We start from the raw sequence: 16,312 nt of genomic DNA on the forward strand, positions 1-16,312 counted from the left end.
GCTTCTCTTGGCTGGCCGGAAAAATGCGTACAAAAGGAAGCCGCCAGCCCTTGGGGAAGCCAGCGGCTTTGGGTGGGGTCGCGTAGTGGGGGCTACGCAACGTCTCCATTAGCTCTAGCGAAAGGATCGCATGTTGATCAGGATCAAGCTGGATATCGGGTGGAGTCGATGGACGCCCGCTATGGGTCAAAAGCGACCGTCTGGCGCTCGGCTACAAACTTCCGGTCTGCCCCTATGAACTGACATCCCGCTACACCGCGCCTACGGACGCGATGGGCCATATGCGGAAGTCACTGCTCCGGTAGCCCCGCTTTGCGCAACGCTCCTTCCACGTAAGCGCGCTGCTCCACGTAGGCAGGATCGTCCGACAGATCGGTGGCCCGGAATTTCGCAAGACTGGTGTAGTTCGGATTCAGGCGACCCGCCGCCGCGAGTGCCGCGCGGGCAGCCGTTATGTCGTCTTTGATAGCCATGATCGCGGCGTAGTAAAGTTGGCCATATGCCAGTCTCGGATTCGTCGCCACCGACCTGCTGAGCCAGGTTAGCGCCTCATCATCGCGCCTGAGCAGGATCATCGCGCGCCCCATTTCAAACTGCCACGTTCCAAGACCCGGGTCGCGTGGACTGAGTTCAATGGCCCGATCGAACAGCGGGATTGCGTCAAGAGATTTCCCGGTGAAGACAAACGTCTCGCCAAGAAAAAGCGTCGTTGTCGCTATATTGCCGTTGATTTGCAGGGAGATCCTGTACTGCTCGGCGGCCTCTTTCTGCCGCCTCTGTGCCTGCAGGGCCCGGGCGCGCAACGCATGAGCGGCCGCATTATTCGGATCGAGCCCGACTGCTTGCTGCGAGAGCTCGTCGGCGCGACTTAAATCTCCTGCCGGGTCGGGGGATTGTCCATTGATCACCAGATTGGCTAGTGTCAGGGAAAGTCCTGTCATCGCCCTTAATGTATGCGGATCAATCTCAAGCGCATGCTCAAACAGGCGCCGAGCTTCCTCACGCGTCTCGGGCGTGGTCGGCTTGTACACGGCAGCCCATCCCTGCAAAGCAAGGTCCGACGCGGTAGGATTGGTCTGGTGCTCCAGTTCGATGCTGCGGGCCGCTAGAACAACCAGTTCCAATCCCAGAGTGCGGGCGATCCGGCCGGTTATGTCATCTTGCAATTCCAGATAGTTGCTCCGCAGACGATCGAAGCGGTCCGACCAGACATGGCCGCCAGTTTCAGTATCGATCAGCTGCGCATTGACTCGAACCTGATCGCCGACGCGCTGCACGCTACCTTCGAGCGCGAAGCGGACACCGAGTTCACGCCCGATCTGGCGGGCATCTATCGACTTGCCCTTGTAGGTGAACGCCGTGTTGCGCGCGATAACGAAGCTGCCCTGAATTCGCGAGAGATCTGTTGTCAGGCCGTCCGTGTGCGAAATAATCCTGTCCCGGATCGCCACTGAGGTTGGTGAAGGGAAGCACGACAATGGATAAGCGCGGTGCTGTCCTGGATACTCGGGACGCCGCTTACGCGCCCTCTCGCGAGGGCCAAATCCGCCGTGCCGCTGTGCCTCGTGGTGGGGCGCTACCCGTAAATTTCCCAAGTGTTGGCGACTAGGCGCGCTGGTTAAGTGGTCGGCAGGTTCTGAGCGCCGTACCATGAAAGCACCGAAGCCAAAGCAATGGGCCGAGCAGGAAATCCGACGCTTGGTCAGGCTCGCCCGGCAGGGCGTTGGCGTATCGAAGATAGCCACCGAACTGGGCCGCCATGCGGGGTCGGTGAGGCGAATGGCGCGAACGATGGGAATACTATTGAAGAAGTAGCCGTCGTTCGACGCCTGATCCGTTGAATGCAGGGCGGCGGCCCTACAGCCCAAAACCGCGGCCAATCTCCCGCACAAGCCTGAACGCAGCGTCAGTATTTCGGCCGTAAAAGAGCGCCTGATCGAGCTGCGAAAGAATGCTCAGCCCAAATAGCGCGATAGCTATGCCTCTAAATATGGTTGTGGACCGGGTTGAACCATACAGCGAAAGTTCAAATCGGCCCCAGCCGCAGGTTGGGAGAAACAGCCGGGGCCGACATTCCCATTCCGTGTGCCGTAATCAGCGGTAATCGGCACGGCTCCCAGCAAGCCACAAGAAAGCTAATGAACTGTTTCGCTCGCCTCTGTTCGGGCGGACCAGCGCCGCTGCGTGCTCCCGTGTGTAGCGCAGCGGTGACACTCCGGGCCCGAGCCCCCATAACCTCAGCAGCCTGAACGGCAGGTTGTTCGGCTACGGGGCGAGGCTAATAACCTGGCGAAGCAAGCCGCGTCGATCTTGCGCAGGCGCGCATCGCTGCACCACCTAGCTGAAGGAGGTGCGTTGCCGCTGCGCGGCGCGGCGCGAGCTGGCCAAGCAGAACTCACATCGTTTGCAACAATATCATTCCGACGACGGTCACAAAGAAACCGATTGCCGTCACTGCGGCGAAGCACCGCTCTACGCTATCCATGAACGCAACCCCTGCCGAAAAAATTCAATTCAGCGTTTTCCGTGATCTACTGCGATTCCAACCGCTGACTCGCTCGTACCCCGCGAGGAAATTTGAGATCTCCTTCCCTAGAACAGAACGCTCTGCAAAGAGTGAGAGCTAGCTGTGACCGTCAAGGGGACTTGGTACCGAAAGCGCTCATGCCGCCCTACTGTGGGCCGATTGCGTGGTGTTCGCATCATCTCCAATTGCTGGGAGCGGGAAGGCAGATGTGCATGACTGATCGCGCAGCGCATCATCGGCCAAATGCTCCCAAAACTCAGCTTCGGCGAGCAGTTTCCAACTTCGATCAGGGTGATGCGCAGCAGTCTGACGGCACAGCGATGCCATCGCGCGCAGGCGACTTAGAGTATCCACCTACTCCTCCCAATATCTTTGTTTTTTCCACCCTATTTTCTATTTTTGCGTCGGAGTCATTATGATTATGACGCAGAACCAATTTTTAGGTTTGCAAGCGCGATTCGGCTTTCGTTACGCCTCAAATCGCGTCCCGAAAACAACGGACGCAACCCGTGCTTCTTATTCGCGCTCAATTGTCGAGCGGCGCCAAAATGGTTGTCGAGTTTGCAGTGCAGTGCAAAGGTCCTCGCCATAGCCCGTAATTCTACGGCGATGCGCATCCCTAACGTTTGGCGTCTACTTCAGATTGTTCTTATGACGATCTAATTTCAGACGAGGTCCCATGAGCGTCAAAGCCATGATGGCGACCATTCTCCAAGGCCAGATGACGTTGCGTGGTGTGAATTCGCTGTCGCCCTCCGACTACGAGCAGATCGTCGAACTGCTGATAGAGCGGCTTCGAGAGCTGGAGCTTAGCCTGGCGGCGCGAGAACTGACGGACAAGCACGAGCCGCAGTAGCGTAATGAACAACCAAGGCTGGCAGGGGACTTTCGACGATCCGATCCTACTGCCAGATGGCCGCAAGCTGATCACGCTGCACGACGCCGCCACCGTCATCACGAAGCTGCCGAAGCCCGAGCATGATGCTCCGGAATGGCAGGCCGCCATCGAGGCGCCGATGCTGGTGGTCGATCTCGGAGGCCCGACGATCTTCGCTCGCGTCGGCGTTGTGCGTGCGCTTAGCCGACATCAGAAGCCGTTCGTCAAGCCGCGCAAGAAGCGCGTGAGAGCGTACACGAATCGTCAGATGATGAAGCGGCCCTGGATTGTAAAACATCAACCGCGCCCTATTCGCAGCGCAAGCACTTGTGCTGCGTGGGGCGCGGAGGTTGACGCTCGCTTTCTCTGGCCGCCAGGACGCTGGCACTGTCGGCGCTGACCCCGTCGGGCGCTGGCATTACCTGTTTGCCAGGCTAGCCGAACACCTGTCTGTGCTCGCATCGGAGGTGGAGCGGGCGATTGGCAAGCCTGCCGCCCAAGGCCGTAAAAGCCACACGGGCGACGATCTGCGGAGGCTGCCGCTGCATCTTCGCAAGTCCAATCTAGAACGCCTACTTGCGCGGCGCCCACGATCTGCGCCACGGGCAACTCGACAAGAACGCGCCTCTGCTTGAGTTACCTCCTAATGGTAGACGCCCGATCTACCGTTTGTTCGCAACGATTGGCATGATGCACGGACTGTACGCCGTGAGGTGAAGACAATGATCAATGACCGCCTCCTGCGGCCACCGCCGATGGCTCGCATCCGCAAGATCGGCATCATCGGAACCGCACTCCTCCTGCTTGGGCCGATGGCCGCTTCCACCGTTCTTGGAGCAGGAACGCGCATCTCTGAAGGCTTCGAGCCGTTCGAGAAATCAGCGAATGAGCGCATCGCCCAAGCCTTCGAGGACATTAGGGACCTCGCGCCCATCTCTGATGAGCTGAACACCGCGCTGGCGTCGCTGAGCCAGAGTGTGCAGGGCGCGCAGAAGCCGCCGGTTCAGGCTGAAGGCAATGAATGACCTGATCTGACTTCCTTCTGTGATGAGAGGCAATGCAGCTCGTAGTAACGCCGTGCCGTTTGAGGTGCCATTTCCGGGCATGGGACAGCAGGCACGTTTTCACCACGAGGTTGTCAAAATAATCCCTCTGCTTCCACGGAATGGGATACCTACGACGTCCAGTACCTCAACGCCGATCCCAAGTAATTGCGACCACGTCCGTCGGAGAGATCGACGATGACCGAAGAACGAATTGCTCGTTTACGTACCCATAGGAACAATATTGATCGATATCGGCGCCTGCTCGAAACTGAGTTAAGTGAGGCCGAACGGCACTACCTCGAAAGGCGGCTGTCCGAAGAACAATCCGCAATGGAAATGGACCTGAGCACGGTCGAGCCGCCGCCGATTATGGTCGGACCGAAATGACCACCTCAGATCGAGCACGACCTTTGGCGGGCGACGGCCCGACCACTGCGGAAACTGCTCGGCGTCTGGGGATAAGATACCAACATGCCTACAACATCCTGCACAATTCTGGCGCTGACAAATCCAATCGGCGGATCGGGGCGAGGCAAGTGGGTCTCCTCGCCATATACGCGCAGCGGCGACATTAAGGGAACGAGGGAAAGACGGCTACGTTCGACCACAACAAATGGCCCCGACGCTTTGCACGTCGGGGCCCTTCAAGATTATCAGGCCGGTTACATCCGCCGTGCCCTCTGATCCAGATGTCGCCGATTACTGCACCCGATTTTGTGCAGATGATGGCAGCCGCACGGCATTGAGGTAATCACATGCGGCGCGAAAGCGCTCGGCCGCCAGCTCGCCCTTGCGCCACTCGGCGCGCCGTCGGCGCTCGGCCGCCAATTGTAGACCCGCGACCGTCGTTGCGATAACGTCGTCGATCTCCGCGCCCGTTAAGGTCCGGCGAATTTTCAGCACGATGCTCAGCGCCATGATGATTGGGCCGTGTGGGCGCAGCAGATCGTGCGCCTGCTGCTCGCAGAACGACAGGAACCGCTCGACAGCCTGTGCCGACTTGCAGACCAATGTCGCGAGCGCAACTGCTTGCTCAACGTCACTAACGGAGGGCACGGGCTCCCTGGCAGAAGCATACGTTCCGCGACAGATGCCGCGCCCAGCTCAATGCAACGGTCGAGCACGTGCAAGTACGTATCTGCGGCATCGCCGCGAACCTCGCCATCCTGGGGCATGAGGTCCCGCAATTGGCCGCACAGCTCCGGCACATCAGCAGCGTCGTCATCGCTGCCGAAGGCAACGCTGTGGCGCGGCCCCCACACGAGACCGCCGTACTTCCCGTTCTGATCGGGATTGATTGTCGCTCCGCCGAGCGGCTTGCCGAGCAAGCGCGCTGCCACGGCGTGACCGGCCGAGCAGATCGTCGTATTCGTCGTGCTCGTCGCCAAAGCTCATGTAGTCATCATTCATGCCGGAACTCCTGCGGCCAGCTCATCGCGTCCGATGAGCTGGCCGCCTTCCACCGACTCCGCGAAAGCTTATTCACGAACGCGGAACGTCAATCAGGATCGTGCGCGGTTCCGCGGTGGGGAGCGGAGTGAAGTTCGCTGAGCGCGGCACAGGATCGTAGTGCGGCAGGTTCTTGGGCTCCTCGACGACATCGAGATCGATGACATCTGGCGCGCGCGGATTGAAGTCGCCGCCGCGCGTACCACGGAGCCGAGCGCGCTTCGGATCCGTCACCAAGACCGCCACACCCATGCGCAGAGCACGCTGCGCAGTCGTCACCGGCATGGTTGCATCTTCAAATTGCTTGGCGAAACGGATGCGGCCGTCGTGATCGCGGAAATTTGCAGACTTCATCATGAAGATCATTTGCGTCGGCGGCGACGGCTCAGCAATCGGGACCGAAGTGGTGACCGGCTGGGCTGCCGGGATAGGCGCAACGCCCTCGCGGACCGCGACCACCATGCCGCGCAGCTCCACGAGCGCAAAACCGGTAGCGACTTCGACCTGCGTCGCGGTGTTGCAGATAAAGCGGACCATTGCGCCGCTCTCATGGTGGAAGTGAAGTTTCTCCAGGGCGTCGGCAAAGCGCTTGCCAGCCGCCAGATAATCCGGCAGCGCCCGCTCGACGGCATCGAGATCACTGGCCAGCTTTTCGCTTGCGGCCTTGCGTTCGACAGTAGCGCGTTCTGCTGCGAGCTTCTGCTCGGCATCGGTAATCTTCGCCTGCACCTCCACGAGCGCATTCGCGTAACCGTCACGGGTCACAGCGCAGGCGGCGACCGCCGTCTCCAACTTCGCGCGGGCCTTGTCATCGGCATCAAGATCGGCATCGAGGTGGTGACGCTGGAGTTTCGCTTTGGCGTCATCGTGGGCCGCTTCCGCAGCGGAATGGCGGCTATTCAAGGCTGCGGCGCGCGTGCGCAGCGAGGCCAGTTCGGCTTCAAGCTTTTCCATGGGTGATTTTCGTCGGAAGAATGGTGTCATGCCTCCTAGCCTACGGAGAGCAAACCGATTTGCGAATGATGGACCTGTGGCCTGCGCCACATGGCTGGGCATTCAAGGGCAATTGTTGTGGTGATGCCCAATGATTGCCGGATCGTTGGGCGGGCGCACTTGCAAATGGCCTCAGATCAGATGTCCGCTTGCCCCTGATAAGCGGCGGAATAGCGGACGTTCTCCAGTGGCTGCTTGGGGCCAACAACGGACGTCGCAGTTGCGGAGCAAGTCGCAACGACAATCTCATATCCGAGGCCGCACTGTCTCCAGAGCTTTCAGAGCCTCCACCACCGAATTGTAGATCAATTGGTCTTCCGGCTTACGGTTCTCTTTGAGCTTCTCCACGTTCGCGCGATCAACCCAGAGAGTTTCTGACACTTTGTCGGTTTCCAGAGCTGGATTTGTGAGGTCCCCGTCGACGGTCACGATGAACTGTCGTTCTTCGTAGGGTGTCGGCCCATAGCTCCAATACTTAGGTGTTAGCTCAAGAACGATGTTTTTGAGGTGCCAGCCTGTCTCCTCATGTATTTCGCGGCGCAGAGCAGAACGAACGTCCTCGTCGTCTTCGACGTGCCCGCCGATTAAGTCCCAACACCCGGGAAACAAGCGACGCGTCGATGAGCGCCTTTGCACAAAGACGCGCCCTCGACCATCAACGACCATCGCGTCCGCAATAAGCTGTCTTCTTGATGGCATTTCGTCGGTGTCGGGTGCGGTATAGGTTAGCCTTTGCGGCGTCCACTTGAGGCCGACGGCTTGGCCTCAATGTCCAATTTTTAATCCGGGTGTCCGAGGTCCGCAACGGGTCATTCGTGTCGTTTAGCGGTCGGTCAAGCTACCTCTGATCTACCCCCAACTTCAGACATATTGTGCCACTGCGCTAACTGACGCGAAGGGCCACAACCGGACGTACGTTCGGGATGCCCCGTCATTGACTGGTCTCGTTCTGTCTTCGGATCAGGGACACGTCCGAGACGCGGGCAGTGATCGGCAATCCATGCTGTCTGAGAACACTCCATCCGGCCCATAGCCCGACGAGGCCGAAAAGACTGGCCGCAGGAAGAACCCAGGTCATTCGTCCGGCGCCCAACGTAGCGGCCATCGTCGCGCAAAATACAGCGACCAAGACGGCAGGAAGGACATAGGGCCAGTTTCCGATAACTCCGTCCAACCTCCTTCGGCCGATGAGCAATACCGCAATCACCCCGAAGCAACTCATGGCTAAAAGGAGGACATTCCCGCCGATGTCGAGCACAACGCTTATCCCGTGCTGTGGCATGGAGAGGGCCCCCAGCACGTGTTCGTAAAGACGAACGCTCGAAGCATAGGCCATAAGAAGACAGAACAACCCGAATACGAAGCCGATCGTCTTGAAGAGAGGCCTTGCCGCTTGTAGTTCCATGCGCACCTTCACCCCTGCTCAACGCTTCTTGAGGCGTTCAACCAAAGCCCACTTTGGGTAGAGCGCGCTGGTGAATTTACCGCTCATGTCCTTGGTTAAGCTGAGGTTGCCGCAATCGCTTAAAGGCGTTGGAGAACGACGGCCTATAGTATCGGCCGGAGATCACCCCAATAACCACCTCACTTCCGCTAATGGGATGGTCCGGCCGTGCTCCTGCCCCGCCAGCGATAAGCTGGCCAGGGGCGCCAAGACAAGGAGCACGCCATGTCCCAGACACCCAGTACCGCGATCGCCGTGATCGGCATCGATATCGGCAAAAACTCGTTCCACGTCGTGGGCCCCCAAATGGCCCAATCGAGGCCTGTCCGCTAATGAGAACGCACGCGCGCTGATATCCATGATGGCCCGGAGAAAATGCTCCAATCAAAGGCCGGATACATTGATGCAAGACCACACCACCTGATCGACGAACCTCTTGCTACGCACGGCCGGACCATACACTGGGTCATTCGCGTTCATTTGGCCGCATCCCCACCACGTCTGCTCTGGCGTCGGCTGCTGACGAGCCGGGCGCGGTTGCAAGTTCGCCCTCGGGGGCGTTCTCCGTGGTCAGTTTCGTTCTGGCCGGCCACTGCCGCTGTCTCGGATCGCCCTGGGCAATATCACTTGGCCTTTGGTCGAGACGGTGGTGGTCAGTTTCTGTTTGGATCAGCAGGCACGGCGGACGTAACCGGCCTGATGATCGTGAAGGGCGACGACGTGCGACATCGTCGGGGCCTTTCTGCTTTGTGTCAGGGGAAACGGATCGGCCTCGCCACGGCCGCCTATCTATCGACGTTATCTCCGCGGGTTGCAAACCGCTCGTCCACGGGCGTTGGCTGCCGCCGGGGTTCGTAGCGCTGCACTAAATTCAAAAGGCGCTTTTTGATGAATGGGTCGGCTTGCTCTGCGAGTTCACGTAATATTTTCGCACGTTGCCTATTAAATTCGTCGTCCAACATAGTCGGCCCCATCATAAAATATGAGATCGCAATAGTATGAATGTAGCGGCTTAGGCTTCGCGAGAAAGCCCAAAATATTTTCCTGCGTGACTAATACGAACGGCCGCGCGTTACAGAAAGACCATCTACAGACGGTCTTTCTGTAGGCGCCGGATGCGCGTGGCTTCTTCCCCGCCGATCATAATATTACCAGCCAATTTTAGCGCAGATTATCTACGCAGGTCAGGCTTATCGTGTGAAGCCGAAACCACGGTGCAAATCATGGAACAAGAGAAGAGTTGCTTGCGTGCAACATGCTAGTGCCTGCCAACTTGTTTGTTCGCGACCTCACAGCTCCCGCTCCATCGCGGGGTGACTGCGGTTTTTTACCTTTACCCAATGCTTGCTCCGGCCCGCCTGATCAGGCTGGTCGCGACGCTTCGATACCAATCCTTCAAGACCCATGTTGCACGCGGCGCGGAATAGGTCAGGTCCAAGCTGGCCACGCTCAAAGGGATTAACGAAAACGCCTTCAGGACGCCGCGCCAGCAGGCGCTCCAAGTTCGTCTTCCGCATCGACAACGAGAGCCTGCGGTGATCGTCGCCGCCTTCGGCGAGAATATCGAAGGCGCAGAACTGCACTTCGTGGTCGCGCTTGCGCGAGTGAAGTGCGTTGAAATCGGAGATGCCATCGACGCCGAGCACGACTGCTTCGCCATCGAGGACGAAATGCTTCTGGCGGACCTTGCGCGCGGCCTCGACGATCCAAGGATAGCGACTGGCCCAGTTGTACCCGCCGCGCGTGATCAGGCGTACCCGGTGGCCCTCGCGCTCAAGGCGAAGACGGTAGCCGTCATACTTTACTTCATGAAGCCAATTTACTTCATGAAGCCAATCCGGCCCGCTAGGGACCGCCACACCTCTGCTGGGAAGGCAAAACTCAAATGAACGCATTCAGGAAAAATAGGCATTCGATGCCTGATTACGAGATGGAGCTTAGGGCAACTCGGTCAAGCTGGCGTCCACATTTTTACGGCTTGGGCGGCAGATCAGGAGCGATGTCGCTGCCGTGCTCTCACCGATAGCCTGCTCTACTGCGGATGCGAGCACCGCAAGGTGTTCAGCCAGTTTGGCAAACAGTTCGCGCTTTTTGGGGTCCGTCGCCAAGTCGCGAATAAGGGCGCACTCAGCGGCGTCTCGCTGTAGCTTCTCCAGTTGGGCCTGCATGTCTTTCATCTGCGGCCTCGATGTTCCAGTGCGGGAACATTACAAATACCTGTTCCGGGTCACAAGTGAACAGAGCGATATCGCCGACTGGGACTAGCCTCCAATTGCGTGGCGCCTCCTCACGGCGCCAGCCCGTCGGACCGCTCGGCCCCGCAACTGTCCCCTCCGTACCGCCGCAAGTGGGCCGGGCTGGTCCGAGGGGCTTTGCGCAGCGTCAAAGCGATATCCTGCCATGTCGGACAGACTGGACGCGTAGCCGAACAACCTATTGTCAGGCTTCTGAGGTTATGAGGCCCTGGGCTCCTAGGCGCACCGGGCCTCGCCTTAACTGCCTATCCGCCCCTGACTGTGTGTTGATCTCGCAGGCGATGTGCGACAGGAGGCTAACGTGTCCGCCGAAAATTACGCCGATGATCTCCGCGCGACCGTGCGCTTTGCTCTAGAGACGACCCGTGCAATCGCGGTCTGCCCCTTCCATTCTCAAGTGACCATCCGCATAGGGGATGATGCGGCCGAGAGCCATGCTTTCGAGCGCGCGAAGAGAGTCGTCAAGAGTGACGGCACGAACTGGGACCCGCGGGCTCTTATGGGCGAGATTGGTCGGCAGCTAGGTGAAGCCGCTGACGGTGAATGTCCGCTTTGCGCGTCGTAGAGAGCCATCCGTCTGGCGCTCACCCGCGCTTATTGTGCGAGCGCGGTTGCTGGCCGCTCGCAGGTGCTCGGCTGATGTTTGCGATCACCTGTTTCGCCGTTTTCGTATCCGCACAGTCAGCCAAGCCGCGGCCTGAAGACTGCGCACTTCCGCTGCAGGCTGATACCGACCTGCAATCGTCGAATTCGCAATCTTCTTCGCTGCATCTTCGCCACATCGCCTGCCGTTGAGATCGCCGGCGTCGCCAGTCCGTGTAACTACAGCTCCGGATGAATACTGTGAGAAAAGCTGACTTATCGAGCGATCTTTGTGTGGGTGCGCCCCAGCGGCAAAGAACGTGGCCGCGATATCGAGCGTACGAAAAGCCGTCCTCAGCGACATTCGCGTTTCGACAAGTCTTGAGGGAGCTGACCGCACGAGCGGCCTTCAAGCGCCCGAGGAACATCTCCGCGCGCGGTCGGTTGGCCGAGTGATTGCCGATGAAAGGACGGGGCGGCGGGAGGAGGCTGCAGTGGCAAGAACATCGATCTCGAAGACCGACTTGGAGCTTATGGCGCTTCAGCAGATTCGGAGCTTCCCGGGCGGCGAGCATGCGGTTTCTGTCGAGGTCGAATGCGTCGCTGGCGAGGCCCGAGACGTGACCTGGAGGCTTCATGTCACCATGTCACCGCAAAGGACGAAGCCGACTTCGGGCGTATCCATTATGCCGCAGAGACCACGACCGAAAGATTGAAGCGACGGTATTGCCTCAAACGGTGACCAGATGATCCATCACGTCTCGCTCGGCAGTAACGATGTCAACAGCGCAAGAGCTTTCTACGATCCGCTGATGTCCCTTCTCGGACTGCGGCTCCTAACACTCGGACCGTTCGCTCCACTACGGCGCCTCGGATATCATTTTCAGTATCGAAACCCCGATAGACGGGCTTCGGGCAACGGCAGGAAATGGCACTCACGTAGCTTTTCAAGCACCGGATCGCGAGACAGTGAGAGCTTCCACGCGACCGCACTTGCGCTTGGAGGCGTTGACGAAGGGACTCCCGGCATCCGAGACAATTACAACGCGAATTATTTTGGTGCCTTCGTACGCGACCTCGACGGAAACAAGATTGAGGCGGTGACGTACACCGCAAGAGAAAGCTTTTAAGAAGGCCCTTGAAATTCGCCCCGGCTAGGAGGCTGTCGAGGCCGGTGTCCCGAGAAGCGCGTCCTGCAAAGCGAGAGGATTTGAACCTCCGACCCTAGTCTCCCAGGCGCGGGCAACCTTTTGATCTTTCGATGTTATTTTCGAACTACCCTATTCAGCCCCCGCTGAATGAGCACGCTTTTCGGCCCGATTGGAACGTGAGCCTGACGTACCGCATTACCGCGCATGCCGAGATATTTCTTTCACATTACGCACGAGCGCACCGAGATCGACCGCGTGGGCGAGGACCTCCCGGACAAGCATGCCGCGTGGAAGGAGGCCACTGTCACCGCCGGACAGATACTACAGGGCATTGACGGGAACCTAGTACCGGGCCGAGACTGGCGGATGGAAGTGGCCGACGAGTTTCAGAACACGCTCTACGTTCTGCATATTCGGGCTGAAAAACCAGCGTAAGGCCGCCTCAGTTGGCCGTTTAGTGTTCGATTTTCATTGCGAACTGAGTGTTCGCGAGCCACATACGATAGCCCACCACCGTTGTTCCTCGAGATGGAACCAACTTGTCGGGATCCGCATCTTAGGAATCGGAAAACTCAAACCCTGCGGTTAGGACCCGTGAGACGAGGTGTTGTCATGCAGCGCCGCCGCCGTTTCAAACAAATACAGTCCCTTGAAGAACGTTTAGCCGAAATAGCAAAACGCCTCCGTGAAGAGGCCAAATCCCTCCCCCCAGGAATGGAGCGCCAAGAAAAGCTCCGCAAAGCCTGGCAAGCCGAAACCGGCTCGCACGTGAGCGAGTGGCTGAGATCGCCCGGATTGCCACTGCCTGAGTAATCCGCTCAGCGGTTTCAGGAACATTTGCCGGCATAGGCCGGTTGATCGCCATCACCGTTACAACATTTGGCCTTTGCCGGTGACTGCGAGTCGTTGTTCACGCCTCCCACCGTGGATGGCAAGCATGTGCGAACATTGCGTGGAGCTAGATAGACGGATCAACCACCTGAAAGGCTTGCTTGCGAAGGTGACTGATGCACAGACAGTCGCCGCAATCGGCGCGATGGTCGAGAAAATCGAAGCCGAGAAGATCGCCCTCCATCTCACCAAATAAAGGCCGCCTCAGTTGGCGGCTTCTCCTGTTCGAGGATCGAGCGGCTCAACGCGCGAAGGTTTATCGGGTGCTGTCCTAGGCCGTGTACCTATAAACCCGGCGGCGTCATGTGACTGGTGACTACGTCTGCTTTGCTCCTATAGCGACCAAGTTCTTGGGGCAGCGCAATATGTCGTGAGAGCAGCGAAGCCAAGCTCGATTGGGTTTTACGTCGGAACGGCGATTTCGCAAACTAGCCCTTCCGCGCGCCAGTCAAAATGCACCTTGCCGCCAAGTGGGGTGATCGTTCCTTCGATGAGGCGGCTACCAAAGCCCTTGCGTTCGGGCGCATTTACCCTCGGACCGCCCAATTCGGTCCAGCGGAGCATTAGCTGTCCATCCTCGGCTCGCGACCAATCCAATCCAATCCAGCCTTTCGCGTTAGACAGCGCTCCATACTTGGCAGCGTTGGTCGCTAATTCATGCAAAACCACAGCAATCGCCTGTGCAGCGGTGGGTTCTAATACAATTTGCAGACCCTCCATCACAATCCGCTTGTCTTGGCCTTCTTGGAGATAAGGGGCGAGCTCTTGCTTGGCGATCGCCGAGACCTCGGCTCCTATCCACCGCGTTTCAACAAACAGCGAGTGAACATTTGCCATCGCTTGGATGCGCCCGCTGATCACTTCCTTGAGGCGCTCGGAGGTGTCGGACTGAGAAAGATTGATGATTGCCTGTACGTTCGCGAGGATGTTCTTGCTTCGGTGCTCCGCCTCGCGAGCCAGAATGCGAATCTGCTCCTGAGCTCGCTTGTGCTCGGTAATATCTCTAGCAATCTTAGATGCGCCAATGATGTTGCCGTGGGCATCTTTGACAGGAGAAACGGTCAGCGAAACGACGATTGAGCTACCATCCCTACGTCGGCGAACAGTCTCAAAATGGTCGAGGCGCTCACCTCGTCGGATGCGGGTTAAAATCTCGCGTTCTTCGCTTTGTCGGTCCTCCGGGATCACAAGTGTAATAGGCTGGCCGATCGCCTCGGCGGCCGAATAGCCGAAGATGCGCTCAGCCCCCTTATTCCAACTTGTAATAATGCCGTCCAGATTCTTGCTAACGATCACGTCGTCGCTAGATTCAACTATGGAGGCCAGCAGATTGGCCAACCGCTCGGCACGGTCCAGGGCCGGCTCGCTGACGAGAGCTTCGCGTTGAAGTCCCGGCTCTCCTTCAATCGCCAATAGGACCCCCAAACCCAGATGTTGCACTGCCGTTAGTGCCCAATCATAGCACCGAAAGCAAAGGCAAGAAGGTGTCCATTGGGACGGTTTCAGCGGAAATTGTCGGTCCCCTTCTACTCGGTAAGTGTCCAACCGGGGCCTGCCCGGAAGCGTTGCGTCTGGACAGGGCTGGCTGCGCGTTATGAGTCCGCGCCCTAGTCATCTGGAACGCAAGTTCGTCACATTAGTTGATAGCTCGAATCTCTACAGAGGAGAGAGCTCGTGGCTAATGCAGGTGAGCGAGGCCGGCCGATCGCGCCGTTGGTGCTTAGTCCGCAGGAGCGGGCGTACTTGGAGAGGCAAGTTCGTTGTCATCGCGTTGCCCGATCGCTATCTGAGCGATGCCGCGCGATCCTGCGATGCGCGGATGGATTGCCAAGCAAGTCTGTGGCTGCCGAACTCGGCCTGCACGAACACACCATTGGCAAGTGGCGTCGCCGATTTTTGAAGGACCGCTGTGATGGCCTGCTTGACGAGGCACGCCCTGGCCGCCCTCGAACCATCAACGACGATCAGGTTGCTGAGGTGATCGAGCGGACGTTGCGGACGACGCCAGCCGATGCCACGCATTGGTCGATCCGCTCGATGGCTGCGGAAACCGGCTTTTCCCACACCACGATCCGCCGAATGTGGGCGGCGTTCGGCTTGCAGCCGCACCGTAGCCAGACATTCAAGCTATCGAGCGATCCGCTGTTCGTCGACAAGGTACGCGACATCGTCGGCCTTTACCTGTCCCCACCGAACCGAGCCCTTGTCCTCAGTGTCGATGAGAAAAGCCAGATCCAGGCCCTGGATCGCGAGCAGCCGGTCCTTCCGATGATGCCGGGCGTACCGGAACGGCGCACGCACAGCTATGTGCGGCATGGTACGACCTCGCTGTTTGCCGCGCTCGATGTCGCCTCGGGATTCGTCATCGGCAAATGTTACAAACGCCACCGGGCAATCGAGTTCTTGAAGTTCCTCAAAGAGATCGACGCTCAAGTCCCTGAAGGGATCGATGTCCATATCGTCATGGACAACTACGCCACTCACAAAACACCCAAGATCAAAGCGTGGCTCGCCCGCCGGCCGCACTATCATGTCCATTTCACGCCGACTTCCGCGTCATGGATCAACCAGGTCGAGCGCTGGTTCGCTGAGCTCACCAGAAAGCAGATCCAGCGAGTGTTCACACCTCCGTCAGGCAACTCGAGGCCGACATCCGTACCTTCATCGATTTGCACAACAGACACCCGAAGCCCTTCAAATGAACCAAGTCCGCAGACCAGATTTTGGCGTCCGTCAAACGCTTCTGCCACAAAGCCCAGCAGACATTATGTGGCGAACTTTAGATTCAGGTGACTAGTTAAGACACTCGCAGGGGCAGACAGGAGACACCCGCCTAATCTGCTGCGTCTGTGGCAGCGAAAAAATCAATTAGACGATTCACAAATGTGCTTGCGAGAATCTTGAGGATCGGGAAAAATCGGCAATCCGGGGCTGGCTAGACCATTTGATCTCGGAATTATTGAAACCCGGACGGGGCCGCTGATGGCGAGTCGGCGGCCCTTGTCTATGTGGCAAGGCGGCTGCCAAGTTTTCCTGGTGCCCCGCGACCCCGTTGGCGACGTGCTCTATGGTACCGAACTCCTAGACCTATGCTATT

General features: G+C 58.5%; 17 protein-coding genes and 1 pseudogene. 10 read left to right on the forward strand and 8 right to left on the reverse strand.

Annotation, left to right across the window (positions count from 1 at the left end):
- Nucleotides 1-290 precede the first annotated feature (290 nt).
- Nucleotides 291-1,451, reverse strand: a complete 1,161-nt coding sequence (locus EI171_RS39720; RefSeq protein WP_161536479.1) for a tetratricopeptide repeat protein — start codon at nt 1,449-1,451, stop codon at nt 291-293.
- 1,755 nt (nt 1,452-3,206) lie between these two features.
- Between EI171_RS39720 and EI171_RS45140 the strand changes: the two genes are divergently transcribed.
- The 4 genes from EI171_RS45140 to EI171_RS39735 all read left to right on the forward strand — a co-directional run bounded on the left by EI171_RS45140 (nt 3,207) and on the right by EI171_RS39735 (nt 4,837).
- Nucleotides 3,207-3,383 (forward strand): hypothetical protein, encoded by a 177-nt coding sequence (locus tag EI171_RS45140; RefSeq protein ID WP_166466000.1) that lies wholly within the window; start codon nt 3,207-3,209, stop codon nt 3,381-3,383.
- Nucleotides 3,384-3,387: 4 nt separating this feature from the next.
- Entirely contained in the window at nt 3,388-3,804 is a 417-nt protein-coding gene (locus EI171_RS39725) for a hypothetical protein (RefSeq protein ID WP_202633067.1), read from the forward strand.
- 322 nt (nt 3,805-4,126) lie between these two features.
- Nucleotides 4,127-4,429, forward strand: a complete 303-nt coding sequence (locus EI171_RS39730; protein ID WP_060910340.1) for a hypothetical protein — start codon at nt 4,127-4,129, stop codon at nt 4,427-4,429.
- 216 nt (nt 4,430-4,645) lie between these two features.
- Complete coding sequence (locus EI171_RS39735) at nt 4,646-4,837, forward strand: hypothetical protein (protein ID WP_011090426.1); 192 nt, start codon at nt 4,646-4,648, stop codon at nt 4,835-4,837.
- 312 nt (nt 4,838-5,149) lie between these two features.
- On the opposite strand, the gene EI171_RS39740 is transcribed toward EI171_RS39735, so the two are convergent.
- The 6 genes from EI171_RS39740 to EI171_RS39765 all read right to left on the reverse strand — a co-directional run bounded on the left by EI171_RS39740 (nt 5,150) and on the right by EI171_RS39765 (nt 10,513).
- The gene (locus tag EI171_RS39740) at nt 5,150-5,506 is read right to left on the reverse strand and encodes a hypothetical protein (protein WP_053815160.1); all 357 of its coding nucleotides are present in this window, start codon (nt 5,504-5,506) and stop codon (nt 5,150-5,152) included.
- A 426-nt stretch (nt 5,507-5,932) separates the two neighbouring features.
- The gene (locus EI171_RS39745) at nt 5,933-6,853 is read right to left on the reverse strand and encodes a hypothetical protein (protein WP_074077358.1); all 921 of its coding nucleotides are present in this window, start codon (nt 6,851-6,853) and stop codon (nt 5,933-5,935) included.
- 285 nt (nt 6,854-7,138) lie between these two features.
- Complete coding sequence (locus EI171_RS39750) at nt 7,139-7,591, reverse strand: NUDIX hydrolase (protein WP_063789848.1); 453 nt, start codon at nt 7,589-7,591, stop codon at nt 7,139-7,141.
- Nucleotides 7,592-7,823: 232 nt separating this feature from the next.
- Entirely contained in the window at nt 7,824-8,297 is a 474-nt protein-coding gene (locus EI171_RS39755; RefSeq protein WP_131727850.1) for a hypothetical protein, read from the reverse strand.
- A gap of 1,328 nt (nt 8,298-9,625) precedes the next feature.
- Nucleotides 9,626-10,231, reverse strand: coding sequence for an RNA ligase family protein (locus EI171_RS39760; protein WP_082755444.1), 606 nt, complete (start codon nt 10,229-10,231; stop codon nt 9,626-9,628).
- Between the two features lie 42 nt (nt 10,232-10,273).
- Complete coding sequence (locus tag EI171_RS39765) at nt 10,274-10,513, reverse strand: hypothetical protein (RefSeq protein WP_038967817.1); 240 nt, start codon at nt 10,511-10,513, stop codon at nt 10,274-10,276.
- Between the two features lie 379 nt (nt 10,514-10,892).
- Here EI171_RS39765 and EI171_RS39770 point away from each other — a divergent pair, with 379 nt between their 5' ends.
- The 5 genes from EI171_RS39770 to EI171_RS39775 all read left to right on the forward strand — a co-directional run bounded on the left by EI171_RS39770 (nt 10,893) and on the right by EI171_RS39775 (nt 13,411).
- A complete protein-coding gene (locus EI171_RS39770; protein ID WP_028176062.1) occupies nt 10,893-11,156 on the forward strand; it encodes a hypothetical protein in 264 nt (87 codons plus the stop codon).
- 74 nt (nt 11,157-11,230) lie between these two features.
- Entirely contained in the window at nt 11,231-11,386 is a 156-nt protein-coding gene (locus EI171_RS45280) for a hypothetical protein (RefSeq protein ID WP_210253962.1), read from the forward strand.
- A 1,142-nt stretch (nt 11,387-12,528) separates the two neighbouring features.
- Nucleotides 12,529-12,759, forward strand: coding sequence for a hypothetical protein (locus tag EI171_RS46945; RefSeq protein ID WP_011090434.1), 231 nt, complete (start codon nt 12,529-12,531; stop codon nt 12,757-12,759).
- 177 nt (nt 12,760-12,936) lie between these two features.
- Nucleotides 12,937-13,137: a hypothetical protein gene (locus EI171_RS46245; RefSeq protein ID WP_074076794.1), complete on the forward strand. Its 201-nt coding sequence runs from the start codon at nt 12,937-12,939 to the stop codon at nt 13,135-13,137.
- Between the two features lie 124 nt (nt 13,138-13,261).
- A complete protein-coding gene (locus tag EI171_RS39775; protein WP_156149849.1) occupies nt 13,262-13,411 on the forward strand; it encodes a hypothetical protein in 150 nt (49 codons plus the stop codon).
- A 206-nt stretch (nt 13,412-13,617) separates the two neighbouring features.
- Here the strand turns inward: EI171_RS39775 and EI171_RS39780 are convergent, their stop codons facing one another.
- A complete protein-coding gene (locus tag EI171_RS39780) occupies nt 13,618-14,628 on the reverse strand; it encodes a PAS domain S-box protein (RefSeq protein ID WP_236845253.1) in 1,011 nt (336 codons plus the stop codon).
- Between the two features lie 261 nt (nt 14,629-14,889).
- Here EI171_RS39780 and EI171_RS39785 point away from each other — a divergent pair.
- Nucleotides 14,890-15,998: pseudogene (locus tag EI171_RS39785) on the forward strand (IS630 family transposase).
- The last annotated feature ends 314 nt before the right edge of the window (nt 15,999-16,312 follow it).

The sequence above is a fragment of the Bradyrhizobium sp. LCT2 genome (assembly GCF_009931255.1).
Taxonomy (GTDB): domain Bacteria; phylum Pseudomonadota; class Alphaproteobacteria; order Rhizobiales; family Xanthobacteraceae; genus Bradyrhizobium; species Bradyrhizobium diazoefficiens.

What these genes read in the sequence shown, in the direction of transcription:
- EI171_RS45140 (WP_166466000.1), top strand. Translation starts at nt 3,207, where the DNA reads ATGAGCGTCAAAGCCATGATGGCGACCATTCTCCAAGGCCAGATGACG.
- EI171_RS39725 (WP_202633067.1), top strand. Translation starts at nt 3,388, where the DNA reads ATGAACAACCAAGGCTGGCAGGGGACTTTCGACGATCCGATCCTACTG.
- EI171_RS39730 (WP_060910340.1), top strand. Translation starts at nt 4,127, where the DNA reads ATGATCAATGACCGCCTCCTGCGGCCACCGCCGATGGCTCGCATCCGC.
- EI171_RS39735 (WP_011090426.1), top strand. Translation starts at nt 4,646, where the DNA reads ATGACCGAAGAACGAATTGCTCGTTTACGTACCCATAGGAACAATATT.
- EI171_RS39745 (WP_074077358.1), bottom strand. Translation starts at nt 6,853, where the DNA reads ATGGAAAAGCTTGAAGCCGAACTGGCCTCGCTGCGCACGCGCGCCGCA.
- EI171_RS39750 (WP_063789848.1), bottom strand. Translation starts at nt 7,591, where the DNA reads ATGCCATCAAGAAGACAGCTTATTGCGGACGCGATGGTCGTTGATGGT.
- EI171_RS39755 (WP_131727850.1), bottom strand. Translation starts at nt 8,297, where the DNA reads ATGGAACTACAAGCGGCAAGGCCTCTCTTCAAGACGATCGGCTTCGTA.
- EI171_RS39760 (WP_082755444.1), bottom strand. Translation starts at nt 10,231, where the DNA reads ATGCGTTCATTTGAGTTTTGCCTTCCCAGCAGAGGTGTGGCGGTCCCT.
- EI171_RS39765 (WP_038967817.1), bottom strand. Translation starts at nt 10,513, where the DNA reads ATGAAAGACATGCAGGCCCAACTGGAGAAGCTACAGCGAGACGCCGCT.
- EI171_RS45280 (WP_210253962.1), top strand. Translation starts at nt 11,231, where the DNA reads ATGTTTGCGATCACCTGTTTCGCCGTTTTCGTATCCGCACAGTCAGCC.
- EI171_RS46945 (WP_011090434.1), top strand. Translation starts at nt 12,529, where the DNA reads ATGCCGAGATATTTCTTTCACATTACGCACGAGCGCACCGAGATCGAC.
- EI171_RS46245 (WP_074076794.1), top strand. Translation starts at nt 12,937, where the DNA reads ATGCAGCGCCGCCGCCGTTTCAAACAAATACAGTCCCTTGAAGAACGT.
- EI171_RS39775 (WP_156149849.1), top strand. Translation starts at nt 13,262, where the DNA reads ATGTGCGAACATTGCGTGGAGCTAGATAGACGGATCAACCACCTGAAA.